General features: G+C 70.9%; 18 protein-coding genes, 1 tRNA gene and 1 pseudogene. 16 read left to right on the forward strand and 4 right to left on the reverse strand.

Features of this window, described 5'->3' with window-relative positions; all coding sequences use genetic code 11:
• The first annotated feature begins 117 nt into the window (after positions 1 to 117).
• The 3 genes from BLU84_RS01875 (at position 118) to rtcA (ending at position 4,774) form a co-directional block, all read left to right on the forward strand.
• Positions 118 to 1,668 carry a vWA domain-containing protein gene (locus BLU84_RS01875; protein ID WP_074862156.1) on the forward strand — a complete coding sequence of 517 codons (1,551 nt, stop codon included), beginning with the start codon at positions 118 to 120 and terminating at the stop codon, positions 1,666 to 1,668.
• 719 nt (positions 1,669 to 2,387) lie between these two features.
• Positions 2,388 to 3,623: an RtcB family protein gene (locus BLU84_RS01880; RefSeq protein WP_074862159.1), complete on the forward strand. Its 1,236-nt coding sequence runs from the start codon at positions 2,388 to 2,390 to the stop codon at positions 3,621 to 3,623.
• A 116-nt stretch (positions 3,624 to 3,739) separates the two neighbouring features.
• Positions 3,740 to 4,774, forward strand: coding sequence for an RNA 3'-terminal phosphate cyclase (rtcA, locus tag BLU84_RS01885; RefSeq protein ID WP_233431042.1), 1,035 nt, complete (start codon positions 3,740 to 3,742; stop codon positions 4,772 to 4,774).
• 82 nt (positions 4,775 to 4,856) lie between these two features.
• Here the strand turns inward: rtcA and BLU84_RS01890 are convergent, their stop codons facing one another.
• The gene (locus BLU84_RS01890; RefSeq protein WP_074862163.1) at positions 4,857 to 6,923 is read right to left on the reverse strand and encodes a DUF7933 domain-containing protein; all 2,067 of its coding nucleotides are present in this window, start codon (positions 6,921 to 6,923) and stop codon (positions 4,857 to 4,859) included.
• 358 nt (positions 6,924 to 7,281) lie between these two features.
• Between BLU84_RS01890 and dusA the strand changes: the two genes are divergently transcribed.
• The 5 genes from dusA to BLU84_RS01915 all read left to right on the forward strand — a co-directional run bounded on the left by dusA (position 7,282) and on the right by BLU84_RS01915 (position 12,214).
• Complete coding sequence (gene dusA, locus BLU84_RS01895; protein ID WP_074862166.1) at positions 7,282 to 8,310, forward strand: tRNA dihydrouridine(20/20a) synthase DusA; 1,029 nt, start codon at positions 7,282 to 7,284, stop codon at positions 8,308 to 8,310.
• A gap of 132 nt (positions 8,311 to 8,442) precedes the next feature.
• Positions 8,443 to 9,369 (forward strand): arginine deiminase-related protein, encoded by a 927-nt coding sequence (locus BLU84_RS01900; RefSeq protein WP_074862169.1) that lies wholly within the window; start codon positions 8,443 to 8,445, stop codon positions 9,367 to 9,369.
• A 168-nt stretch (positions 9,370 to 9,537) separates the two neighbouring features.
• Positions 9,538 to 9,876, forward strand: a complete 339-nt coding sequence (locus BLU84_RS01905) for a hypothetical protein (protein WP_074862173.1) — start codon at positions 9,538 to 9,540, stop codon at positions 9,874 to 9,876.
• A gap of 61 nt (positions 9,877 to 9,937) precedes the next feature.
• Positions 9,938 to 10,621: a response regulator transcription factor gene (locus tag BLU84_RS01910; protein WP_031372686.1), complete on the forward strand. Its 684-nt coding sequence runs from the start codon at positions 9,938 to 9,940 to the stop codon at positions 10,619 to 10,621.
• Between the two features lie 186 nt (positions 10,622 to 10,807).
• Positions 10,808 to 12,214 (forward strand): ATP-binding protein, encoded by a 1,407-nt coding sequence (locus BLU84_RS01915; protein WP_074862176.1) that lies wholly within the window; start codon positions 10,808 to 10,810, stop codon positions 12,212 to 12,214.
• 196 nt (positions 12,215 to 12,410) lie between these two features.
• On the opposite strand, the gene BLU84_RS01920 is transcribed toward BLU84_RS01915, so the two are convergent.
• Positions 12,411 to 13,157, reverse strand: coding sequence for a M90 family metallopeptidase (locus BLU84_RS01920; protein WP_074862179.1), 747 nt, complete (start codon positions 13,155 to 13,157; stop codon positions 12,411 to 12,413).
• Between the two features lie 36 nt (positions 13,158 to 13,193).
• Positions 13,194 to 13,475, reverse strand: a complete 282-nt coding sequence (locus BLU84_RS01925; RefSeq protein ID WP_074862182.1) for a hypothetical protein — start codon at positions 13,473 to 13,475, stop codon at positions 13,194 to 13,196.
• 168 nt (positions 13,476 to 13,643) lie between these two features.
• Here BLU84_RS01925 and BLU84_RS01930 point away from each other — a divergent pair, with 168 nt between their 5' ends.
• The 7 genes and pseudogenes from BLU84_RS01930 (at position 13,644) to BLU84_RS01955 (ending at position 19,178) form a co-directional block, all read left to right on the forward strand.
• The gene (locus BLU84_RS01930; protein ID WP_074862185.1) at positions 13,644 to 15,485 is read left to right on the forward strand and encodes a DegV family protein; all 1,842 of its coding nucleotides are present in this window, start codon (positions 13,644 to 13,646) and stop codon (positions 15,483 to 15,485) included.
• Between the two features lie 75 nt (positions 15,486 to 15,560).
• Positions 15,561 to 15,641, forward strand: a pseudogene (locus BLU84_RS28110) (DUF6053 domain-containing protein); the annotation flags it as partial.
• Between the two features lie 84 nt (positions 15,642 to 15,725).
• Positions 15,726 to 16,403: a glycerol-3-phosphate 1-O-acyltransferase PlsY gene (gene plsY, locus BLU84_RS01935; protein ID WP_074862188.1), complete on the forward strand. Its 678-nt coding sequence runs from the start codon at positions 15,726 to 15,728 to the stop codon at positions 16,401 to 16,403.
• Entirely contained in the window at positions 16,403 to 17,395 is a 993-nt protein-coding gene (gene birA, locus BLU84_RS01940; protein ID WP_074863269.1) for a bifunctional biotin--[acetyl-CoA-carboxylase] ligase/biotin operon repressor BirA, read from the forward strand. The genes plsY and birA overlap by 1 nt, the downstream gene beginning before the upstream one ends.
• Complete coding sequence (locus BLU84_RS01945) at positions 17,392 to 18,150, forward strand: type III pantothenate kinase (protein WP_074862191.1); 759 nt, start codon at positions 17,392 to 17,394, stop codon at positions 18,148 to 18,150. The genes birA and BLU84_RS01945 overlap by 4 nt, the downstream gene beginning before the upstream one ends.
• Positions 18,151 to 18,172: 22 nt before the next feature.
• Positions 18,173 to 19,012 carry an SPOR domain-containing protein gene (locus BLU84_RS01950; protein WP_074862193.1) on the forward strand — a complete coding sequence of 280 codons (840 nt, stop codon included), beginning with the start codon at positions 18,173 to 18,175 and terminating at the stop codon, positions 19,010 to 19,012.
• 90 nt (positions 19,013 to 19,102) lie between these two features.
• A tRNA-Thr gene (locus BLU84_RS01955) sits at positions 19,103 to 19,178 on the forward strand.
• A 161-nt stretch (positions 19,179 to 19,339) separates the two neighbouring features.
• On the opposite strand, the gene BLU84_RS01960 is transcribed toward BLU84_RS01955, so the two are convergent.
• Positions 19,340 to 20,023, reverse strand: a complete 684-nt coding sequence (locus tag BLU84_RS01960; RefSeq protein ID WP_074862196.1) for a class I SAM-dependent methyltransferase — start codon at positions 20,021 to 20,023, stop codon at positions 19,340 to 19,342.
• A gap of 329 nt (positions 20,024 to 20,352) precedes the next feature.
• Here BLU84_RS01960 and rocF point away from each other — a divergent pair, with 329 nt between their 5' ends.
• On the forward strand, positions 20,353 to 21,276 hold the full coding sequence (rocF, locus tag BLU84_RS01965; protein ID WP_074862199.1) for an arginase: 924 nt from the start codon (positions 20,353 to 20,355) through the stop codon (positions 21,274 to 21,276).
• The last annotated feature ends 96 nt before the right edge of the window (positions 21,277 to 21,372 follow it).

Here is a 21,372-nt window from a genome sequence, read left to right on the forward strand (position 1 = left end):
GAAGCGACGGCAAAAAAAGAACAAAATCATTTAATTTCAATCAGTTGATATCGCGACGAAAAAGTTGGCACGACCATTGCTCTAGTCCAGGCAAGTCCAGAACAAAGGAATGCCCCGATGGCCAACACTTCGCTCTTCGCCTCCCTGCGCAACCGCCTCGCCCCGAAGGCGAGCGTGCGCAACGAGGCCGGCGGCCTGGCGTATGCGCGCCGTCCCGAGTCGGCGCTGGCGCTGTACGCGGCCACCGGTTGCTTGAACGGCACCTACTACGCCAGCGCCGACGAGCAGCTCGATTACGTGCTCCAGCTCAGCGCCGTGGCCGATGCCGGCTTCGTCGCCAAGACCGCGGTCTATGCCCGCGAGCGCGGCCACATGAAGGACATGCCGGCGCTGCTGCTGGCCAGCCTGAGCTTGCGCGACGGCGAGTCGATGCAGCGCGCGTTCCCGCGCGTGGTCGACAACGGCCGCATGCTGCGCAACTTCGTGCAGATCCTGCGCAGCGGCCGGGTGGGGCGCAAGTCGCTGGGCTCGCGGCCCAAGCGGCTGGTGCGCCAGTGGATCGAGAACGCTTCGGTCGAGCAACTGTTGAGCGCGGCGGTCGGCAACGATCCTTCGCTGGCCGACGTGATCAAGATGGTCCGGCCGAAGCCGGCCGACGCGCAGCGCGCCGCGCTGTACGCCTGGCTGATCGGCAAGCCGTACGAGGAAAGCGCGTTGCCGGCGCTGGTGCGCGAGTACGAGGCGTTCAAGCGCGACCGCCGCGGCCCGCTGCCGAAGCTGCCGTTCCAGTACTTCGCCTCGCTGCCGCTGGAGGCGGCGCAATGGGGCGAGCTGGCGCGCAACGTGTCCTGGCAGACCCTGCGCATGAACCTCAACACCTTCCAGCGTCACGGAGTGTTCGAGGATCCGCGGCGGGTGGCCGAGGTCGCGGCGCGTTTGCGCGACGAGCGCGCCATCGCCAAGGCGCGGGCGTTCCCGTACCAGCTGATGAGCGCCTACAACGCCGGCGGCGGATTGCCGGCGCCGATCCTGGAGGCCTTGCAGGACGCGATGGAGATCGCGACCCGGCAGGTGCCGGCCCTGGACGGCGAGGTGGTGGTGGCGGTGGACGTGTCGGGTTCGATGAGCTCGCCGGTCACCGGCTATCGCAAGGGCGCGACCAGCAAGGTGCGCTGCGTGGACGTGGCGGCGTTGATCGCCGCGTGCATCCAGCGCAAGCACCCGGGCGCGCGAGTGCTGCCGTTCGACACCTCGGTGCGTTCGCTGCGCTTGAACCCGCGCGACAGCGTCATGACCCAGGCCGCGCAGCTGGCCGCCTTGTGCGGCGGCGGCACCTGCGTCAGCGCGCCGTTCGCGGCGTTGAACAGCGAGCGGGCCAAGGTCGATCTGGTGGTGTTGGTGTCGGACAACGAGAGTTGGCGCGACACCCGCCAGGGCGGCGCGACCGCGACCATGCGCGAGTGGGCGCAGATGAAGGCGCGCAACCCGAACGCGCGGCTGGTCTGCATCGACCTGCAGCCGGTGGCGACCGCGCAGACGGTGGAGTCGGCCGACGTGCTGCACGTCGGCGGTTTCAGCGATGCGGTGTTCGAGCTGATCGCGGTGTTCGCCGCGCAGGGCGGCGACAGCGCGCGCTGGGCCGAGCGGATCGGTTCGATCGCGCTGTGAGCCCCGGCGGTTGAGCGAGCAACAGGCGGCGACAAGGAACGTCGCCGCCGCGGCGCAGGGACGCGCCGCGACGCGGATGCACGGATCGCATCCGCGCGGCGGGCCAGGACGGCCCGCCGGCCGCACGCGCCAGGGAGGTGCGAGGCGGCGCAGGGAAGACGCCGGCGGGCAATGGTGCCCGCCGGCCAAGGTTGGACGGCCGATGCATCGCGAATGCTGGCGGAACTACATCATGATTGTCCAGGTCGCGGGTTCGAGTCCCGCCCGCCGCGAGGCGGTAGCTCAGTTGGATAGAGCAGGAAACGTTCCGTCGCCTATGGTCTCGATGCTTCGGTTTTTTATTGTTTCGAATGTTTTACGCGGTCGTCCGGCGAATGCCGGTGAAACTACATCCAAGCCTAAGGTCGTGGGTTCGACTCCCACTCGTCACCGACTGTATCGACGGTAGCTCAGTGGGAGAGCATAGGAAAAACGTTTCGCCACCCCTAGTCGCAGGGCGGCCGCACTCGATCACGCAACGCACGGCGAATGCTTGGCGGACTACACAAACTTTGGGTGTCTGAACGTGTCCGCCACCCTCTCGTCTCCGTGTGGAGCGTTTGTTCTTCGCAAGATCTCGGCCCGGCGCACGCGCTGGCCGCAAGCGCCGCAAGGCGTCGTCCTTTTCATCGGCTCGAATGAGCCACGGGCACGAAGCCCGACCCGCAGGAGCAACACCCATGAACGCCAATGCCAACGCCAACTACGACGTCATCCACGACCACGGCTCGGTGCCGATCAAGCATTGGACCCGCGGCGTGCCGCTGGAAGACGAAGCGCGCCGCCAGTTGCAGAACATCGCCAAGCTGCCGTTCGTGCACCGCTGGATCGCGGTGATGCCCGACGTGCACCTGGGCAAGGGCGCGACCGTGGGCTCGGTGGTGCCGACCTTGGGCGCGATCGTGCCGGCCGCGGTCGGCGTGGACATCGGCTGCGGCATGATCGCGGTGCGCACCACGCTGGTGGCGAGCGACCTGCCGGATCAGCTCGGCCCGCTGCGTGCGGCGATCGAGAAGGCCGTGCCGCACGGCCGCACCGTCGGCCGCGGCGTGCGCGACAAGGGCGCCTGGGCCAACCCGCCGGCGGCGTCGCTGCAGGCCTGGGAGCGCTTGCACGAGGGCTTCGACCGCATCGTCGCCAAGCACCCCAAGCTCGAGCGCAGCAATCACTTGAGCCACCTGGGCACCTTGGGCACCGGCAACCACTTCGTCGAAGTCTGCCTGGACGAGGAGCAGCGCGTGTGGTTCATGCTGCACTCGGGTTCGCGCGGCGTCGGCAACGCCATCGGCAGCCACTTCATCGAGCTGGCCAAGCAGGACATGCGCCGCTGGATGATCAATCTGCCGGATCAGGATCTCGCGTACTTGCCGGAAGGCAGCGAGCACTACGCCGACTACGTGTTCGCGGTGGAGTGGGCGCAGCAGTTCGCGCGCAACAACCGCGAGATCATGATGCGGCATGTGGTCGACGCGGCGCGCAAGGTCATCGCCAAGCCGTTCGAAGCGCAGGCCGAGGCGGTCAACTGCCATCACAACTACGTCAACCGCGAGCACCACTTCGGCAAGAACGTGCTGGTGACGCGCAAGGGCGCGGTGAGCGCGCGCAAGGGCGAGCTGGGCATCATTCCGGGCAGCATGGGCGCCAAGAGCTTCATCGTGCGCGGCCTGGGCAACGCCGACAGCTTCCATAGCTGCAGCCACGGCGCCGGCCGCGTGATGAGCCGCACCGAGGCGAAGAAGCGCATCAGCCTGGAAGAGCACGCTCGCGCCACCGCGCACGTGGAATGCCGCAAGGACGCCGAGGTGGTCGACGAGTCGCCGGCCGCCTACAAGTCGATCGACGCGGTCATGGCCGCTCAGAGCGACCTGGTCGAGATCGTGCATACCCTGCGTCAGGTCGTGTGCGTGAAGGGTTGAGCGCCGGGCGATGACGAAGACGAAAACGAAAACCATGGGCGGCCAGGCGCCGCCCGGATAACGGACAGACAAAGGAAAAGCGAAGGACGGCCGAGACCGTCCAAGCGAGTGGAACCATGGACAAGAAAATGGAATTGATCGAAATCAGCGGCGCGAGCGGCGGCGGCCAGTTGCTGCGCACGGCGCTGGCGCTGAGCCTGTGCACCGGCACCGCGTTCGAGATGCAGCACATCCGCGCGAAGCGCAAGCGCCCGGGCCTGATGCGCCAGCACCTCACCGCGGTCGGCGCGGCCGCGCAGGTCGGCCGCGCTTACGTCGATGGTGCCCAGCTCGGCGCGACCACGCTGCGCTTCGTGCCGGGCCAGGTGCAGCCGGGCCGCTACCGTTTCTCCATCGGTACCGCCGGTTCGGCGACGCTGGTGTTGCAGACCGTGCTGCCGGCGCTGTGGTCGTGCGATGCGGCTTCGGAAATCAGCGTCGAAGGCGGCACCCATAACCCGCTGGCGCCGAGCGCGGACTTCCTCGCCGACTGCTATCTGCCGGCGTTGCGCCGCTTCGGCGTGGAGACCTCGTTCGCGCTGCATCGCCACGGCTTCTTCCCGGCCGGCGGCGGCTGCGTGCAGTTGCGCATCGCGGCCGGCACGGCCTTGCGCGAGGCGACTTTCGACCAGCGCGATCCCGCGCCGCGATTGGAGGCGACCGCGCTGTTGGCGTCGCTGGCCGACTCGATCGGCCAGCGCGAACTGCAAGCGCTGGCCGAGCAGTTGAAACTGCGTCCCGACGCGCTGCACCTGCGCCGCGCGCCGACCGCACAGAGCCCGGCCAATGTGTTGATGCTGCGGGTGAGCGGCGAGGGCCAGCACACCGAGCTGTTCGACGCGCTCGGCGAGCGCGGCGTCGGCGCCGAGCAGGTCGCGGCCGGTCTGGCGCGACGCGTGTCCGAGTACCTGGGCGCGGACGCGGCGGTGAGCGAGCACCTGTCCGACCAGTTGCTGTTGCCGATGGCGCTGGCCGGCGGCGGCGAGTTCACCACCGCCTTCGTCAGCGATCATCTGTCCAGCAACGCGCGCCTGATCGAGAAGTTCCTGCCGGTCGAGATCGACTGGACGCAACAGGGCAAGCGTTGCTGGCGGGTGACGGTGCGCTCGTAAACGGCCATCGAAATCCGGGGTTGTTCCAAGCCGCGCGGCTCAGCCGCGCGGCTTTTTCCGTTCCGGCGAGCGGCGCTGCGCCTCAGTAATTGGCCGGATTCGAACTGAAGCTCACCGGCACGGTGACGCTGACGCAGCCGCCGACCGGCAGCACCACGTTGGCGACGCTGATCGCGTTGCCGCCGGCCGCGCCGCCGTTGGCCGGGCAGGTGCCCGGGGTGGCGCCGCTGCCGACGCAGCTCCAGGGGCCGCTCAGGGTCGCGCCGGCCGGCAGGGTGTCGGCGATGGTCGCGCCGTTGGCCGGGTCCGGGCCGTTCGGGTTGCAGGCGGTGAGCACATAGCTGGCGCTGCCGCCGGGCGTGTAGGTGCCGCTGCTGTCGGTCTTGTTGATGCGCAGGCTCACCGACGGCCTGACCACCGGGGTGCTGGTCGGGGTCGAGTCGGGGCAGGGCGTGGCCAGGGTGCAGTTGGGATCGCCGCCGCCGGCCACTTGCGCCGTGTTGATCAGCGGGCCGGTCGCGGCGAAGGCGACGTTCACGACGAAGGCGAAACTCGAACTGCCGGCGGCGGCGATGGCCGTATTGCTTTGGCAGGTGAGGGTGTTGGAGGCCGCGGTGCAGGCCCAGTTGGCCGCGTTGGGGCCGCTCAGCGCGACCGCGCCGTCGGGCACGCTGAGCCCGGCCGGCAGCGCGTCGGTGACGGTGAGCTGGCCGACCGTGGCGATGTTGCCGGCGTTGCTGACCGCGATGGTGTAGGTGCCGGTGCTGCCGGCGGTGAAGCTGGCCGGGGTCGCGGTCTTGTCCACCGACAGGTTCACGCAGTCCACCGCGAAGTTCGCGCTGGAGCTGTTGTTGGTGGGGTTGATGTCGCCGAAGCGGTCGGTGGTGGAGAACGCGACGGTGGCGGTGTTGGTCACCGTGGCGTTGCAGGCTGCGTTGTTGGCGACCGTGCCGGTCACGGTGAAGGTCAGGGTGCCGCCGGGCAGCATCGAATAGCCGCCGGCGATGGCGAGGTTGCCGGTGCCGGTGGCCGACGGGCAGGTCGAGCCGGCGCTGGCGGCGCAGGTCCAGCTCACGCCGGTGACCTGGGTCGGGAAGGTGTCGGCGATGTCGGCCGCGTCGGTGCCGGGAATGCTCGGCGCCTGGTTGCCGGCCACGACCGGATTGATGTCGTTGTTGCTGACCACCAGGGTGTAGGTGACCGGCTGGCCGCGGCGGATGCGCGCGGCCGACACGGTCTTGACGATGCCCACGTCGGCCGGCACCGAGGCCAGCACGTTGCGCACCTCGTGGATGTTGTTGAGCCCGCCGGTGGAGGCGGCGTAGCCCATGCGCAGGTTGGCCGGCGCGGTGTAATTGAAGTTGATGTTGTTGAACAGCGTGGTCTGGGTGCCGCCGGTCGGGCCCTGCGAGACGGTCACCGTGTAGCCGGGCTGCGGCGTGTTCGGGATCAGCGCCACCATCAGGTGGTTGCTGGTCGGGCGGGTGGTGGCGCCGGGCGAGTCGATGCCGCCGCCGCCGACCGACGCGCCGGCGAGCCAGCGGTTGCTGTCGCTGGTCGGGCCGCGCAGCACCAGCCGGTCGGCCTGGCTGCCGGGGCTGCCGCTGCCGTTCGGACAGCCGCCGCTGACGCCGGGCAACTGGCCGGAAAAGTTGCCGAACTCGTCCAGGCCGATGCCGAGGTAAGCGCCGTTGCCGTAGCAATAGCCCAGCGAGCCGCCGGGCTGGGCGCCGGCCATGGTGCCGGTGGCGTCGTAGAGGAAGAACGTGGTGCCGTCGGCGCCGTTGCCGCCCCAGTTGACGTAGTCGAACTCGACCGTGACGCCCTGCGAGGACGGGAACGAGCCGCCGGTGTACAAGGCCAGGCCCTGCTGGTTGTTCTGCCCCGTGGTCAGGCGCAGCCAGCCGCTGCCGTTGGCGTCGTTGACGTTGTTGGGAATGGCGCCATAGCCGCCGGTGAGGATGCCGCTGTCGTCGGTGCCGGCGTTGTTGGTGCCGGTGATGGTCCAGCCCGGTTCGGTGTTGCTGCGGAAGGTCGAGGAGACCTTGAACTGGGCCTGCGCGGCCGGCGCGCACAGCACCGCCAGCGCGGCCAGCGCGATAGCGAAACGCAGGGCTGCGGAGCGCGAACGACGTTCGAGTGTGTGCATAGCGTAGCGGCGGTAGGCCGACGTCCCCCTTGGGCGCGTCCAGGCGCAGCTTGAAGCTGTACTCAGGCAGATGAAAGCCACGTAAAAATGGCATCCGCCGAGCCGCCGGAACGCGGATTAGCAGCTTCAGTCGCAGTTTTCCGGCGATGAAAGGCACGTCTGGTGCATGCGGCGAGGGCGGCGTGCGCGGTCGCGAGAGGTTCGGCGGCGGTCGCGGCGCAGGGGCGGGCGGCGCCGGCGCACCGCGGATCCGCCCTGGATTCCGGCCGCAGCGGCGGCCCGCGCGCCCGCAGGCGCTTGCGCCGCAGCGGCCCGCCCGCGCCCGGCCGCCCGTGCCCGAGGCCTTACAATGGCCGCAATGAACGCCGTTTCCCCGCCCGCCGCCGCCGTTTCCCCCGCCATCGACGCGCCGCAGCTGCGCCTGTCGGTGGCGCCGATGATGGATTGGACCGACTCCCACTGCCGGGTCTTCCACCGCCTCATCGCCCCGCACGCGCGCCTGTACAGCGAGATGGTCCACGCCAACGCCGTCATCCACGGCGACCGCGAGCGCCTGCTGGCGATGGATCCGGTCGAGCACCCGGTGGCGCTGCAGCTCGGCGGCAGCGAGCCGGCGCTGCTGGCGCAGGCGGCGCGGATCGGTGCGGACTGGGGTTTCGACGAGATCAACCTCAACTGCGGCTGCCCGTCCGACCGGGTCCAGGCCGGCCGCTTCGGCGCCTGCCTGATGCGCGAACCGGACCTGGTGGCCGAGTCGGTGGCGGCGATGATCGGCGCCTGCGCTGTGCCGGTCACGGTCAAGTGCCGGCTCGGCGTCGACGACGAGCACCGCTTCGAAGTGTTCCTCGATTTCATCGACCGGGTCGCCGCGGCCGGCTGCCGCAGCTTCGTCGTGCACGCCCGCAACGCCTGGCTCAAGGGCCTGTCGCCGAAGGAGAACCGCGAAGTGCCGCCGCTGCGCTACGACTGGGCCTACCGGCTCAAGCAGGAGCGGCCGCAACTGCAAGTGGTGGTCAACGGCGGCATCGCCGATCTGGCCGAGGCGACCGCGCACCTGCAGCACGCCGACGGCGCCATGCTCGGCCGCGCCGCGTACCACGACCCGTATTTGCTGCACCGGCTGGACGTGGCCTGGTTCGGCGGCGTCGAGCGCAGCCGCGCCGAGCTGCTGCGCGCGCTGCGCCCGTACGTGGAAGCCCAGCTCGAACGCGGCGCCTTGCTCAAGCACATCGCCCGCCACCTGCTCGGCTTGTTCCACGGCGAGCGCGGCGGCCGCGCGTTCCGGCAGATCCTCAGCGAGGGCGCGCACCGCCCCGGCGCGGACTGGGCGCTGATCGAGCGCGCGCTGGAGGTCACCGAATCCTTCGCCGCGCGCGATGCCGCCTGAGCGCGCGCCCGCGCACTGCGATCCGCTGTTTTCCGAGCGGCGGCCGCTCTCCGCTCCGCCATTCCCTCGACCGCGCCACCGCCCACAGCGGACGCCGCGGCGCGTATCGACCCTCCGCCTGAGCGCCCGCCGATGATCTCCCGCGACCCGACCGCCTTCTTCGAGCACGCCCGCACCCTCGCGCCCGACTTCGGCGCGGCCACCGCGCGCGCGGCGTTCCTGGTCGCCCCGGACGGGTTCGCCCGCGCCGAGCAATCGGCCGACGACAACCGCTACATGGCCGCGGCCGAGGACTTCGACCCCGGCCGCGCCGGCGCCCAGCACCGCGCCCTGCACCTGGCGCTGTCGCAGACCCTGCCGACGATCAGCTTCGCCGGCGACGCCGACACCCCGGATGCGCTGTTCCCCAACAACGTCTTCGCCACCGTGCGCGCGGCCGGGGCCGCGCCACGCTACCTGGTCGGGCGCATGCGCCACCCGGTGCGCCAGCGCGAAGCCGAGCGCGCCGACATCCGCGGCTTCTTCGAGCAGGTGCTGGGCTACGAGGAACGCGACCTGTCGCGGCAGACCCACCCGTGCGAGCTGACCGGCGCGCTGGTGATCGACCGCGCCCGCGGCCTGGGCTACGCCGGCCTGTCGGAGCGCTGCGACGAGCGCGGCGCGGCGCTGATGCACGAGGCCTTCGGCCTGCGCGCGACCCTGCTGTTCGACCTGGCCCCCGGCGAGTACCACACCAACGTGGTGCTGGCGGTGCTGGCCGGCCGCGCCGCGCTGGTCAGCCCCGCCGGTTTCGCCGATCCGGCCGTGGCCGCGGCCATCGCCGGGTTCTACGGCCCGCGCGGGATCGTGCTCGACGCGGCCGAGCAGGCCGGCTTCGTCGCCAACGCGATCGCGCTGTCGACGTATACGGTTTGGATGAGCGCCGGCGCCGCGCGCGCCGCCCGCCCGGCCACCCAGCAGGCCCTGGCGGCGGCCGGATTCGCCGTGGTCGCGGTCGAACTGGACGCGATCGAGGCCGCCGGCGGTTCGCTGCGCTGCTGCGTCGGCGAGGTGTTCTGAAGGGCGCGCACGCCCGTGCGGTTACGATGTGACCGGGGTCCGGGCGGGCTGAATGCCGTCCTGAAGGCGCCGGAAAAGTTCAGATCGGATTCACCGCTGCGTTCCGAAAATGCCGGCACGTCGCTTATTCGCCACTTCATCGTTCCGCTGGGGGCTCGTCCGAACGCCATGCGCATCCGCTCTGCCCGCGTCCCGTCGCTGCTGCTCGTCGCCTCGCTGGCGGCCGGCAACGCCTGGGCGCAGCACGACGACGGCCGCTGGCGCGGGCACGAGCGCCGCGAGGAGCGCAGCTCGCTGTCCGACTCGGTACGTCGGTTCGAGCGCGAAAGCGGCGGCGGCCAGGTCTTGAGCGCCGAGCGCGTTCCCTTCGACGGCCGCGACGTCAATCGGGTGAAAGTAGTCGATTCCAGCGGGCGGGTCCGGGTATACATGGACGACCCGCAACAGCGGGGCGGGCGCCGCGACGACGACCGCCCTACACGCCGCGACGACAACAATAACGACTAACCTTCGCTCCGACGGTCCGCAAAACGATCCTGTCGGGCCGCAATTTATCAAGGGAGTGCCCATGCGAATTCTGCTGGTCGAAGACGAAGCGCCGCTGCGCGAGACCCTGGCTGCGCGCCTCAAGCGCGAGGGCTTCGCGGTCGATGCCGCGCAAGACGGCGAGGAGGGCCTGTACATGGGCCGCGAGGTGCCGTTCGACCTGGGCATCATCGACCTGGGCCTGCCGAAGATGTCGGGCATGGAGCTGATCAAGGCGTTGCGCGACGAGGGCAAGAAATTCCCGGTGCTGATCCTGACCGCGCGTTCGAGCTGGCAGGACAAGGTCGAGGGCCTCAAGCAGGGCGCCGACGACTACCTGGTCAAGCCCTTCCACGTCGAAGAGCTGCTGGCCCGCCTCAACGCCCTGGTCCGCCGCGCCGCCGGCTGGAGCAAGCCGACCCTGGAATGCGGCCCGGTGATGCTGGACCTGGCCGCGCAGACGGTCAGCGTCAATGGCGGCAACGTCGATCTCACCAGCTACGAGTACAAGGTGCTCGAGTATCTGATGATGCATGCCGGGGAACTGGTCTCCAAGGCCGACCTGACCGAGCACATCTACCAGCAGGATTTCGACCGCGATTCCAACGTGCTGGAAGTCTTCATCGGCCGTCTGCGCAAGAAGCTCGATCCGGACGGCGCGCTCAAGCCGATCGAGACCGTGCGCGGCCGCGGCTACCGTTTCGCCATCCCCCGCAGCGGCGATTGATCCTTTCCGGCATCGCCCGCTCCACCGCCGCGCGTTGACAGCCTCCGCGCGGCGGCGATCCAATAGGCCGCCGCACCTGCGGCGGCGTTTTCTTTCCCCAGTTCGGTCCCAGGAGCAGTTCGGACCCATGCGGCCCGCGTTTTCTACCGCTGCGGCCCAGACGGCCACGACCGCGCGGCGGCCGGCATGAGCTGGGGCCAGCCGCGTTCGTTGCGCGCGCGCCAGTTGCTGGCGGCCAGTCTCGGCCTGCTCGCGTTCCTGGCCCTGGCCGGCGTCGCGCTGGACCGGGCGTTCCTGGAAACCGCCGAAAACAACCTGCGCCAGCGCCTGACCAGCTACGCGCTGGCTTACGCCGCCGACACCGATTTCGGCCGCGGCGGCGAAATCATCCCGCCCTACGACCCTCCGGACCCGCGCTTCGACCGCCCCGGCAGCGGCCTGTACGCCGAGGTGATCCTGCCCAACGGGCACTGGGATTCGATGTCGGCGCAGGGGCCGGTGCTGCCCGACGGCGGCATGCTCAAGGCGGCCGAAGAATCGTTCGAAGGCCCGCTGCCGCTGACCGAAATCAACGGCAAGTCCGGCGAGGCTTATCGCTACGGGCGCGGGCTGATCTGGAGCGCCGACGGCGATCCCAAGAGCGAGTTCCAGTACACGATCTACATCCTCGAGGACACCAGCGCGCTGCGCCATCAGGTCGGCGTGTTCCGCCAGGCGCTGTGGCGCTACCTCGGCGGCGCCGGCGTGATCTTGCTGCTGTTGCAGGCGCTGATCATGCAGTGGAGTTTGCGTCCGCTCAATCGCGTGATCGAGGAGCTCAAGCGCGTGCAGCGCGGCGCCGCCTCGCGCATGAGCGAGCGCCACCCGCGCGAGCTGGAGCCGCTGACCGAGAGCATCAACGCCTTCATCGAGAGCGAGCGCGAGAACCTCGACCGCCAGCGCAACACCCTGGCCGATCTCGCCCACAGCCTGAAAACGCCGCTGGCGGTGCTGCGCGCGCGCCTGGACGACGACAGCGGCGCGAAGATGGAGCCGGAGCTGCGCGAAGACCTCGACCTGCAACTGCGGCGCATGAACGAGCTGGTGTCCTACCAGCTCGCGCGCGCCGCGTCCGGCGGCCATGCGCTGTTCGCCGCGCCGATCGCGATCGAGCCGCACGCCGAAGAGATCGTGCGCGGGCTGGAGAAGGTGTACTCGTCCAAGGGCATCCTGTGCGAGTTCGATCTGGCCGATGGCGTGCAGTTCCACGGCGAGCCGGGCGATCTGCAGGAACTGCTCGGCAATCTGCTGGAAAACGCCTTCAAATGGGCCAATTCGCGGGTGCTGCTGACGGTCAAGCCCGGCGAGACCGCATCCAATCGCCGTCCCGGCCTGCTGCTGGCGGTGGACGACGACGGCCCGGGCATTCCGGCCGAGAAGGTCGCCACGATCCTGCAGCGCGGCGTGCGCGGCGACGAGCGCGTGCAGGGCCACGGCATCGGCCTGGCGATCGTGCAGGATCTGGTGCGCGGTTATCGCGGCACGCTCGATGTCACGCCGTCGGAAGAACTGGGCGGTACGCGGTTCGAAGTGAAATTGCCGCCGGGGTTGTGAGCGGCGGGTGGCGTCGTGGCGCAGGACGCGGTGTGGGTTTCGACGTTGTTGTATTGACGCGGTCGCGGCTCGCGCCGCTCCTACAGGTAGATCGCGATGCGGCCGAAGCCCCTGTAGGAGCGGCGCGAGCCGCGACCGCGAAACATCGGCAACGACGCTACTTTTCCGCGCCGAACGTGGCGCAACACTCGCGCCCTCAAGCGAACGGCGACGCCCCGTACAACCGCCGCAGATGCTCCGCCACCTCCGGCATCGCCTCGCGCAGCGAGTGCGGATCGCTGAAGTGGTATTCGGTGGCGACGGCGAAAAATTCCTCCGGCGCCTCGCCCGCGTAAGGATCGATCAGCACCTCGCCGCCGCTGTCGACCTGCTCGATGAAAGCGTCGTACGCGCTTTGGAAATCGCGCGCCCATTCGCGTTGCCACGGCCGCGGCAGCGGCGGGGTGCCGTCGAGCGCGCCGTCGAGCGCGTCGAGCTTGTGCGCCATCTCGTGCGCGGCCACGCAAAAGCCGGCGCGCGGGTCTTCGCAGTCGGCGGCGACGTCGGCCCAGGACAGGATCAGCGGCCCGGCCTCCCAGGATTCGCCGATCAGCTCGTCCTCCCACTCGTGCAGTACGCCGGCGGCGTCCACGTGGGTGCGGCCGACCCGGAACGCTTCGGGATAGACGATCAGCTGCGACCAGCCGCGCAGCCCTTCGGCGCCGAACTCCAGCAGCGGCAGGCAGCACAGCGCGGCCAGTTGCGCGCGCTGCAGATCGCCGAGCTCGAATTCGCCGATCGGGCTGATGGTCTTTTCGTGCAGGAAGCGCGCGGCCAGCTCGCGCAGGCGTTCGCGGCGCGGCGCGTCCAGCGCCTGCGCCCACGGCACCGCGGCGACGGTGTCGCGCCACAGGGCGTCGTCGATGGCGGCGGGGCGCCGCAGGCGGCGCAGGAACTCGAACAAGGCGGACCCGGCGGAAGGCGGGCTAAGCGTCGCGCGTCAGCGGAACATGCCCGGCAGGAAATTATGCCAGCGCGGCGACTGCAGCCGGTTGCCGCTGTCCGAATCGCTGTGCACGGTGGGCTTGGCCTTGGTGTCGCGCGCGGTCTGCGGCGGGTTGCCGCCGCGCGCCTGCGGCCGCGCCGGCGCGTCCTTGGCCGCGCCGCCGTTGCTGCTGGCGCAGGCGTCGTTCGGGCTCAGCTTGCTCACCTCGCGCGCGCTCGCCTGTGCCACGGCCAGGCTCGCGGACAGGAACAGCAGGCACAGGCAGATCCGTAACATGGCGGAATCCTTGGGGAGCGGCGCGGTCCCCTCACGGGGAGCGGTGCGGTTACCGCTGATGCAGTTGCCGACTATAACGCGAAATGCGTACCGAATCCGGCGGCTTGCGGCACGACCTATTGTGCGCCGCAGCAAGCCGTGGCACGCATTTGCGCCAGACTCGCATTCATGCCTACGCCTCGCCCGCCGCTGACCGCCCCGGCCCTGCGCCGGGCCCTGATCGCCGGCGCGCGCCGGGTCATCGCCGGGCGCGACGCGCTCAATCGAATCAATGTGTTTCCGGTCGCCGACGGCGACACCGGCAGCAACCTGGCCTACACCCTGGGCAGCCTGCTGAACGGGGCGCTGAGCCGGCGCAGCCGCCACATCGGCGAGTTGCTCAAGCAGGTCGGCGACGACGCCATCGACGGCGCCCGCGGCAACTCCGGGGCGATCCTGGCCCAGTTCCTGTTCGGCGTGGCCGAATACGCCCGCGCCCAGCCGCAGCTGGACGCGGCGACCCTGGCCGCGGCGGTGCGCCACGGCGCCGACAACGCGCGCGCGGCGCTGGCGCATCCGGTCGAGGGCACCATCCTCAGCGTCATCAACGCCTTCGCCGACGCCCTGGACGAGGCCGCGCGCGCCAGCCTCGACGGCGATCCGCGCCCGGGCTTCGCCCAGGCGCTGGCGCGGGCGCGCACCGCGCTGGCGCGCACGCCGCTGCAGATGGCGGTGTTGCAGCGCGCCGGGGTGGTCGATGCCGGCGCGCAGGGCTTCGTCGATCTGCTTGAGGGCATCGCCGAATTCGTCGACGGCGGCCCGCGCGCGCTGCGCATGCGCGGCGAGGCCGGCGCGGCCAACGATGCCTGCGACGGCCACGGCCACAACCATGGCGAAGCGGTGCCGGCCGCGCACGACGCGGTCGACCCGCTGCGGCGCTGGTGCAGCGAATGCCTGCTGCTCGGCGACGGCCTGCCGCGCGAGGCGTTGCGCGATGCGCTGGAGGCGATCGGCGCCGATTCGCTGGTGCTGGCCGGCGGCGCCGCGCGGCTGCGCGTGCACGGCCACGTCGGCGCGCCGCAGGCCTTGTTCGACGTGTGCGCCGGCTATGGCTCGGTGGAGGGCATGAAGGCCGACGACATGCTCGCCCAGCAGCGCAGCATCGAGCGCGCGCAGGCGCTGGCGGTGGTGACCGACAGCGCCGCCGACCTGCCCGAGGAGCTGGCCGAGCGTTACCGCATCCAGACCGTGCCGGTGCGGGTGTCGGTGGACGGCCGCGACTATCTCGACAAGGCCGGCCTGAGCACGGCCGAGTTCTACCGGCGCATGGCCGCCGGCGGCGAGCTGCCGCGCACCAGCCAGCCGCCGCCGGGCGACTTCCGCCGGGTCTTCGATTTCCTGCTCGGCCATCGCGAACAGGTGCTGTACGTGGGCCTGTCGCGCGCGGTCTCCGGCACCTTGCAGGCCGGCGAACAGGCCGCCGCGCGCAGCGATGCGCGGCGGGTGCGGGTGTTCGACACCGGCAACGCCGCCGGCGGCCAGGCGCTGATGGCCTGGCGCGCGGCCGAGCTGGCGGCCGACGGTATCGCCGCGGAGGCGGTGTGGGCCGAGCTGGAGCGGCTCAAGCCGCTGACCACGACCTGGGCGATGGCGCGCGACATCTCGCACGCGGTGCGCGGCGGGCGGATTCCGCCCTGGGCCGGGCGGCTGGCGCGCTGGACCGGGCTGACCCCGGTCGCGCGGATGCGCGCCGACGGGCGCCTGGGCGTGAGCGGCGGCGTGTTCGCCCGCGCCGGCGCGCCGGAGGCGTTCGCCGGCTACATCGCCCGACGCACGCCGCGCGGGCAGCGCTGGCGCGCCATCGTCGGCCACTGCGACGCGCGCGTCGACGGCGAGCGGTTGCTGGAGGCGCTGCGGCGGCGGCTGGATCTGGAGCAGGCCTTCCTGGTCGAAACCGGGCCGGCGCTGGGCGCGCACGCCGGGCGCGGCGCGCTGCTGGCGTCGCTGCAGCCGGTGCCGGGCGCGGCTTGAAGCCGGTGCCAGGAGCGGCTTGAAGTCGGGGCTTGGCCGGTTTGCGGAAGCGGCCTTTGTAGGAGCGCTGTTTTTGTGGGAGGGCCTTCAGGCCCGAGGCTTTCGGCTCAGGTCGCAACGATTTGGCACAAGAGCGTCGGGCCTGAAGGCCCTCCCACAAGAGCGAGGCCGCGAACTCCGCTGCCACCGGCCGCACCGCGCTGCAGCGCAATTCCCATCGCCTCCCGCATAATTCGCGCCATGTCGTTTTCCGCCCTCGCGCCCAGCTTGTCCGTCGCCGTTCCGGAGCCGCGTTCGCTGGCGCTGCTGGCCGCGGCGTATGCGATCGGCTCGGTGTCCGGCAGCCTGACGCTGGGCAGGCTGCGCGGCATCGATATCCGCACCCAGGGCAGCGGCAACGCCGGCGGCACCAATGCGCTGCGCACCCAGGGCGCGCGCTTCGCCCTGGCCGTGGTCGCCATCGACATCGGCAAGGGCGCGCTGGCTGCGTGGCTGGCGCTGCGTTATGCGCCGCTCAATGACGGCCTGTCGGTCACCGCGCACGGTTATCTGGCCGCGTTCGCGGCGGTGCTCGGGCATGTGTGGCCGGTGTGGCACGGGTTCCGCGGCGGCAAGGGCGTGGCGACCCTGGTCGGCGGTTTGCTGGTGCTGTGGCCGTTCGCGCTACCGGCGCTGCTGCTGGCGTGGGGCGCGACCCTGGTGCTGACCGGCTACGTCGGCCTGGCCAGTGTGATCGGCGCGCTGTGCCTGCCGCTGCTGGCCTGGGCCACCGACGCCGGCGCGCCGCGGCTGTGGTTCAGCGTCGCCGCGGCGGCGCTGGTGGTGTTCACCCATCGCGGCAATCTGGCGCGCCTGCGCGCCGGCACCGAATCGCGCTTCGCCCGCGCGCGGCTGCTGCACCGTTGGCGCCGGGGCTGATGGACGACCGCGCGCTGTTGCAACGCCTGATCGCAGGCCCGGCCACCGGCGATGCGCTCGCCGCCGCGGCCGGGCAGACCCGCGCCGCGGTGTGGAAGCGGATCGAAGCCCTGCGCGAGGCCGGCGTCGCCATCGAGGCCAAGCCCGGGCGCGGCTATGCGCTGTCGCAACCGCTGGATTTGCTCGACGCGGCGGCGATCGAAACCGCACTGACGCCGGCCGCGCGCGCGCGCCTGGATTCGCTGGACATCGCCTGGACGATCGATTCGACCAACAGCGAGCTGCTGCGCCGGCCCACGCCCGCGCGCGGCGCCGCGGCGCTGCTGGCCGAGCGCCAGACCGGCGGCCGCGGCCGTCGCGGCCGGGTCTGGGCGTCGCCGCTGGCGGCGCACTTGTATCTGTCGCTGGCGCGTTCGTTCGGCGGCGGCCTGGCGCGGCTGGGCGGCTTGAGCCTGGTCGCCGGCATCGCCGCGGCCGAAGCGCTGCACACGCTGGGCTTCCAGGCGGTGCGGCTGAAGTGGCCGAACGATCTGGTCGCGCTCGACGGCGACGGCCTGCGCAAGCTCGGCGGCCTGCTGGTGGAAGGCGGCGGCGAATACGCCGGGCCGGCGCGCGCGGTGATCGGCCTGGGCCTCAACGTGCGCATGCCGGCCGCGGCGGCCGCGCAGATCGACCAGCCCTGGTGCGATCTGGCCACCTTGGCCGGCGCGCGGCCAACGTCGCGCAACGCCGTCGTCGCGGCCTTGCTCGACGCGCTGCTGCCGGCGCTGGACGAATTCGACGCGCAGGGCCTGGCGCCGTTCCTCGACCGCTACGCCGCGTTCGACGCGCTCGCGGGACAAGCGGTGAGCGTGCTCGGCCACGACGCCGAGCACCGAGGCACCGCGCTCGGCCTGGCCGACGACGGCTCCCTGCGCGTGCGCCTGGACGACGGCGAGGAGCGCCGCTTCCATGCCGGCGAAGTCAGCGTGCGCCGCGGAGCGCCGCGATGAACGCGTGGCTGTTCGATCTGGGCAACACCCGGCTCAAGTGCGCGCCGCTGCAGGCCGACGGCCGCCCCGGCGCGGCCCTGGCGTTGCCGCATCGCGAGGAAGACATCGCCGCCGCGTTGGCCGAACACTTGCCGCGCGAGCGCATCGACGTGGCCTATCTGGCCAGCGTCGCCCATCCGGCCCAACGCATGGCGGTGCTGCAGGCGCTGAGCGCGCGCTGCGGCCGCATCTCCATCGCCCGCACCCAGCCGCGCTTTCGCGCATCGGGCTTCGGCGAGGTGCGCATCGCCTACGCCGAGCCGCGCAAGTTCGGCGTCGACCGCTTCCTCGGCCTGCTCGGCGCGCATGCGCAGGCGCGCGGCGCCAGCCTGATCTGCGGGGTCGGCACCGCGCTGACCATCGACCTGCTCGACGCCGACGGCCTGCACCACGGCGGCCTGATCGCGCCGTCGCCGACGCTGATGCGCGAAGCGCTGCACGCGCGCGCGCCGCAACTGCCCGAACACGGCGGCCGCGCCCTGGACTTCGCCGCCGACACCGAAGACGCGCTGGCCTCCGGCGCCGACGGCGCGGCGATCGCGCTGATCGAGCGCAGCCTGGCGCGCGCCGCGCAGCGCCTGGGCGCGACGCCGCGATTGCTGCTGCACGGCGGCGGCAGCGACGCGCTGGCCGCGGCGCTGCCGATGGCCGAGCCGGCGCCGGCGCTGGTGCTGCAAGGGCTGGCGATCTGGGCGGCGGTCGAGACTTCGCCCTGACCGCGCAGGCTAGAATCCCCGCATGCTCGTTCGCGCCCTCATCGTTTTGTTGACCGCCCTCAACCTCGGCGTCGCCGCGTGGTGGATCGCGCGTCCCGCGCCGCCGCCGCCGGCCGAGGAGAAGCTACCGCTCGGCGTGGCGCGCTTGCAGTTGCTCGACGAGGGCAAGCGCACGACGACGGCCGCGCCGTCGGTTGCAGCCGGCAAGCCGGCCCAGACGCCTTCGGGCGAGGCTTCGCGGTCCGAAACCAAACCGGGCGAGGCGCTCAAGCTCGCCGAGGCGAAGCCTGCAGACGCCAAACCCGCCGACGCCATATCGACGCCCGCCACGCCCGCCGAGACCAAGCCCGCTGCGGCCAAGCCCGAAGCGATCGCCGCCGCGACACCGCCGCCCGCGCCGGCGACGCCGCCGCAATGCTTCAGCGTCGGCCCGTTCGCCGATGCCGCCGCGGCCGACGCGGCGCGCGCCAAGCTGCTGCCGTTGGCGCAAAAGGTCTCCAGCCGCAGCTTGTCCGGCGGCAGCAATGCGCGCGGTTGGCGGGTGTACCTGCCGACCGCGAACGCCGACGCCGCGCAGGCGATGGCGCAGCGCATCCGCACCGCCGGTTTCAGCGACCTGTTCGTGATGAGCGGCGCCGACGCCAATGCGATCGCGCTCGGTCGCTTCCGCAGCGAAGAATCCGCGCGCCGGCGCGGCAACGAACTGGCCGCGGCCGGTTTCGCGGTCAAGGTCGAGGCCCTGGGCGAGAGCAGCGGCCAGGTGTGGCTGGACGCGGCCACCGCCACCGCCAAGGGCGAAGCCCTGCGCGTGGCCGCCGGCGCGCAGCGCTGGCGCGGCATTTCGTGCGACAAGGTGCGCTGAAGGCACGCACGGGCCGCGCTTGTCCGCCGGCGGCGCCGGCGCGATAGAATGGCCCCGCCGGCCCGTCCCGGCGGTCTTCACGTTTTCGCTGCCGCTTTAGCTCAGTCGGTAGAGCACTCGCCTTGTAAGCGAGCGGTCGTCCGTTCGATTCGGACAAGCGGCACCACGTGAACCCGAGAAAAAATAACCGCCCGGCCAACCATCCGAAGGCCGCTCCCCATCCCGGCCCGCAAAAGCGCAACGACCCGCGCACACTGCGCGAAGCCGAGAGCGCCGAACCGCTTCGACGCCTCCGAAGCCCGACGCCGCAACGGCGCCTGCCCTCGCTCACCCCGGCTTGCGGCAATCCAGATAAAGCAAATAAGCCTCATCCACGCGATCGGTCAGCACATTGCCGAGCACGAAGTCGCTGTAGTGGAAGTTGTTCGTGCGCACCGTCTCCGGCATCTCGCAAATGCCCACCTCGCTCAACACTTCGAACCCGGCTTGCTCCACCAGCTCGCGCAGTTCCGGCGCGCAGTACTCGTATTTGTGATCGGGATGGATGAAGCCGCCGTGCCAGTCGCGCGTATGGATGTAGGTGAGCGTGCGGTTGGGCGTGTCCAGGCAGAAACGTCCGCCCGGCCGCAGCACCCGCATCGCGCCGGCGCACATGCGCCGCGCCGCTTCCACCGGCACGTGCTCGATGCTCTGGCCCGACCAGACCAGATCGAAGCTCTCGCTTTCGAACGCGTCGAGCTCGGTCATGTCGCCGTAGTGGATCAGCACCGAACCCGACGGCGATTCCACCTGCACGTCGCGGTAATACTCGTGGCGCTCGTCAGGCGGCAGGTCGACCATGACCAGATGGCTGAAAGCGTGGGTGTAGCCCATGCAGTACAACGGCGAATTGGCGCCGCCCAGATCGAGGATGCGGTCGGCCGGCGGCAGCAGCCGGCGGATCATGATCTGGCGCGCGCGGTGCATGTAGAACAGATGATGGTCGATGGCGTGATCGACGATGCTGTTCATTCCATCGGACGAGCATGAAACTTCAACGGCCCTTGCAATATCCATTGCGAACGACCTCTGGATTTTCGATCCCGTGGCCGATCATACGCCGCGCGGGCCGACGCGCCTTGTGCGCTGCGGAACAAGTCCGAATCGCGGCCCAGCGGCCCAGCGGCCCGCTCCGGCACGGCCCCGGCATAGCCCGGATGTCCGCGAGCGCCTAAAATGCCCGCATCGTCGGCGGCCGCAACGGCCCTGTTGCGGCGATCGCGCGGTGCCGCCGGCACTGGCGCGTTCACCTAACGATGCCGCGCTGTGGGGTGTTCCGGCGCGGCGATGAGGACATTCGCATGAGTCGCACGTATTCCCCGGTTTCGCTGATCGGCGCGCCCACCGATGTCGGCGCGGGCCACCGCGGCGCACGTCTGGGGCCCGAAGCGTTGCGCATCGCCGGGCTCGGCGAGGCGCTGGTCGCGCGCGGCGTCGACGTGGTCGATCGCGGCAATCTCGACGGCCCGCGCAATCCCTGGCAGAAGCCGGTCGCCGGCTATCGCCATCTGGCCGAAGTGGTGGCGTGGAATCGCGCGGTGATGGACGCGGTCGGCGCCGAACTGCGCATCGGTCGCCTGCCGATCCTGCTCGGCGGCGATCACTGCCTGGGCCTGGGCTCGATCACCGCAGTCGCGCGCCACTGCCGCGACAACGGCAAGCAGCTGCGCGTGCTGTGGCTGGACGCGCACGCCGACTTCAACACCAGCCAGGTCACGCCGTCGGGCAACATCCACGGCATGCCGGTATCGTGCCTGTGCGGCATCGGCCCGGACGAGCTGACCCGCCTGGGCGGCGACGCGCCGGCGATGCGGCCCGACGAGATCCGCCAGATCGGCATCCGCTCGGTCGATCCGGGCGAGAAGCAGCTGATCCAGCAGCACGGCCTGGACGTGTACGACATGCGCTACATCGATGAGATCGGCATGCGCCGGGTCATGGAGGAAGCGCTGGAAGGCATGGACGAAAACACCCACCTGCACGTCAGCTTCGACGTCGATTTCCTCGACCCCAGCATCGCCCCGGGCGTGGGCACCACGGTGCCGGGCGGGCCGAACTATCGCGAAGCGCAGTTGGTGATGGAGATGATCGCCGACAGCGGCCGGCTGGGTTCGCTCGACATCGTCGAACTCAATCCGATCCTGGACAAGCGCAACCGCACCGCCAAGCTGGCGGTGGATCTGGTCGAGAGCCTGTTCGGCAAGTCGACTTTGATGCGCGATTGATGCAAGCGCCTTGGCCGCGGCGATGAATCGCGGCTGACGGCGGGCGTCGCCGGCGCGCGCAACTCTTTGTTTGGCGGTAGCCGCGGCCGGCGCTGC

The sequence above is a fragment of the Lysobacter enzymogenes genome, assembly GCF_900106525.1.
Lineage (GTDB): Bacteria > Pseudomonadota > Gammaproteobacteria > Xanthomonadales > Xanthomonadaceae > Lysobacter > Lysobacter enzymogenes.

Excerpts from the sequence above, each read along its gene's own strand:
- BLU84_RS01875 (WP_074862156.1), top strand. The coding sequence starts at position 118 with ATGGCCAACACTTCGCTCTTCGCCTCCCTGCGCAACCGCCTCGCCCCG.
- BLU84_RS01880 (WP_074862159.1), top strand. The coding sequence starts at position 2,388 with ATGAACGCCAATGCCAACGCCAACTACGACGTCATCCACGACCACGGC.
- rtcA (WP_233431042.1), top strand. The coding sequence starts at position 3,740 with ATGGACAAGAAAATGGAATTGATCGAAATCAGCGGCGCGAGCGGCGGC.
- BLU84_RS01890 (WP_074862163.1), bottom strand. The coding sequence starts at position 6,923 with ATGCACACACTCGAACGTCGTTCGCGCTCCGCAGCCCTGCGTTTCGCT.
- dusA (WP_074862166.1), top strand. The coding sequence starts at position 7,282 with ATGAACGCCGTTTCCCCGCCCGCCGCCGCCGTTTCCCCCGCCATCGAC.
- BLU84_RS01900 (WP_074862169.1), top strand. The coding sequence starts at position 8,443 with ATGATCTCCCGCGACCCGACCGCCTTCTTCGAGCACGCCCGCACCCTC.
- BLU84_RS01905 (WP_074862173.1), top strand. The coding sequence starts at position 9,538 with ATGCGCATCCGCTCTGCCCGCGTCCCGTCGCTGCTGCTCGTCGCCTCG.
- BLU84_RS01910 (WP_031372686.1), top strand. The coding sequence starts at position 9,938 with ATGCGAATTCTGCTGGTCGAAGACGAAGCGCCGCTGCGCGAGACCCTG.
- BLU84_RS01915 (WP_074862176.1), top strand. The coding sequence starts at position 10,808 with ATGAGCTGGGGCCAGCCGCGTTCGTTGCGCGCGCGCCAGTTGCTGGCG.
- BLU84_RS01925 (WP_074862182.1), bottom strand. The coding sequence starts at position 13,475 with ATGTTACGGATCTGCCTGTGCCTGCTGTTCCTGTCCGCGAGCCTGGCC.
- BLU84_RS01930 (WP_074862185.1), top strand. The coding sequence starts at position 13,644 with ATGCCTACGCCTCGCCCGCCGCTGACCGCCCCGGCCCTGCGCCGGGCC.
- plsY (WP_074862188.1), top strand. The coding sequence starts at position 15,726 with ATGTCGTTTTCCGCCCTCGCGCCCAGCTTGTCCGTCGCCGTTCCGGAG.
- birA (WP_074863269.1), top strand. The coding sequence starts at position 16,403 with ATGGACGACCGCGCGCTGTTGCAACGCCTGATCGCAGGCCCGGCCACC.
- BLU84_RS01945 (WP_074862191.1), top strand. The coding sequence starts at position 17,392 with ATGAACGCGTGGCTGTTCGATCTGGGCAACACCCGGCTCAAGTGCGCG.
- BLU84_RS01950 (WP_074862193.1), top strand. The coding sequence starts at position 18,173 with ATGCTCGTTCGCGCCCTCATCGTTTTGTTGACCGCCCTCAACCTCGGC.
- BLU84_RS01960 (WP_074862196.1), bottom strand. The coding sequence starts at position 20,023 with ATGAACAGCATCGTCGATCACGCCATCGACCATCATCTGTTCTACATG.
- rocF (WP_074862199.1), top strand. The coding sequence starts at position 20,353 with ATGAGTCGCACGTATTCCCCGGTTTCGCTGATCGGCGCGCCCACCGAT.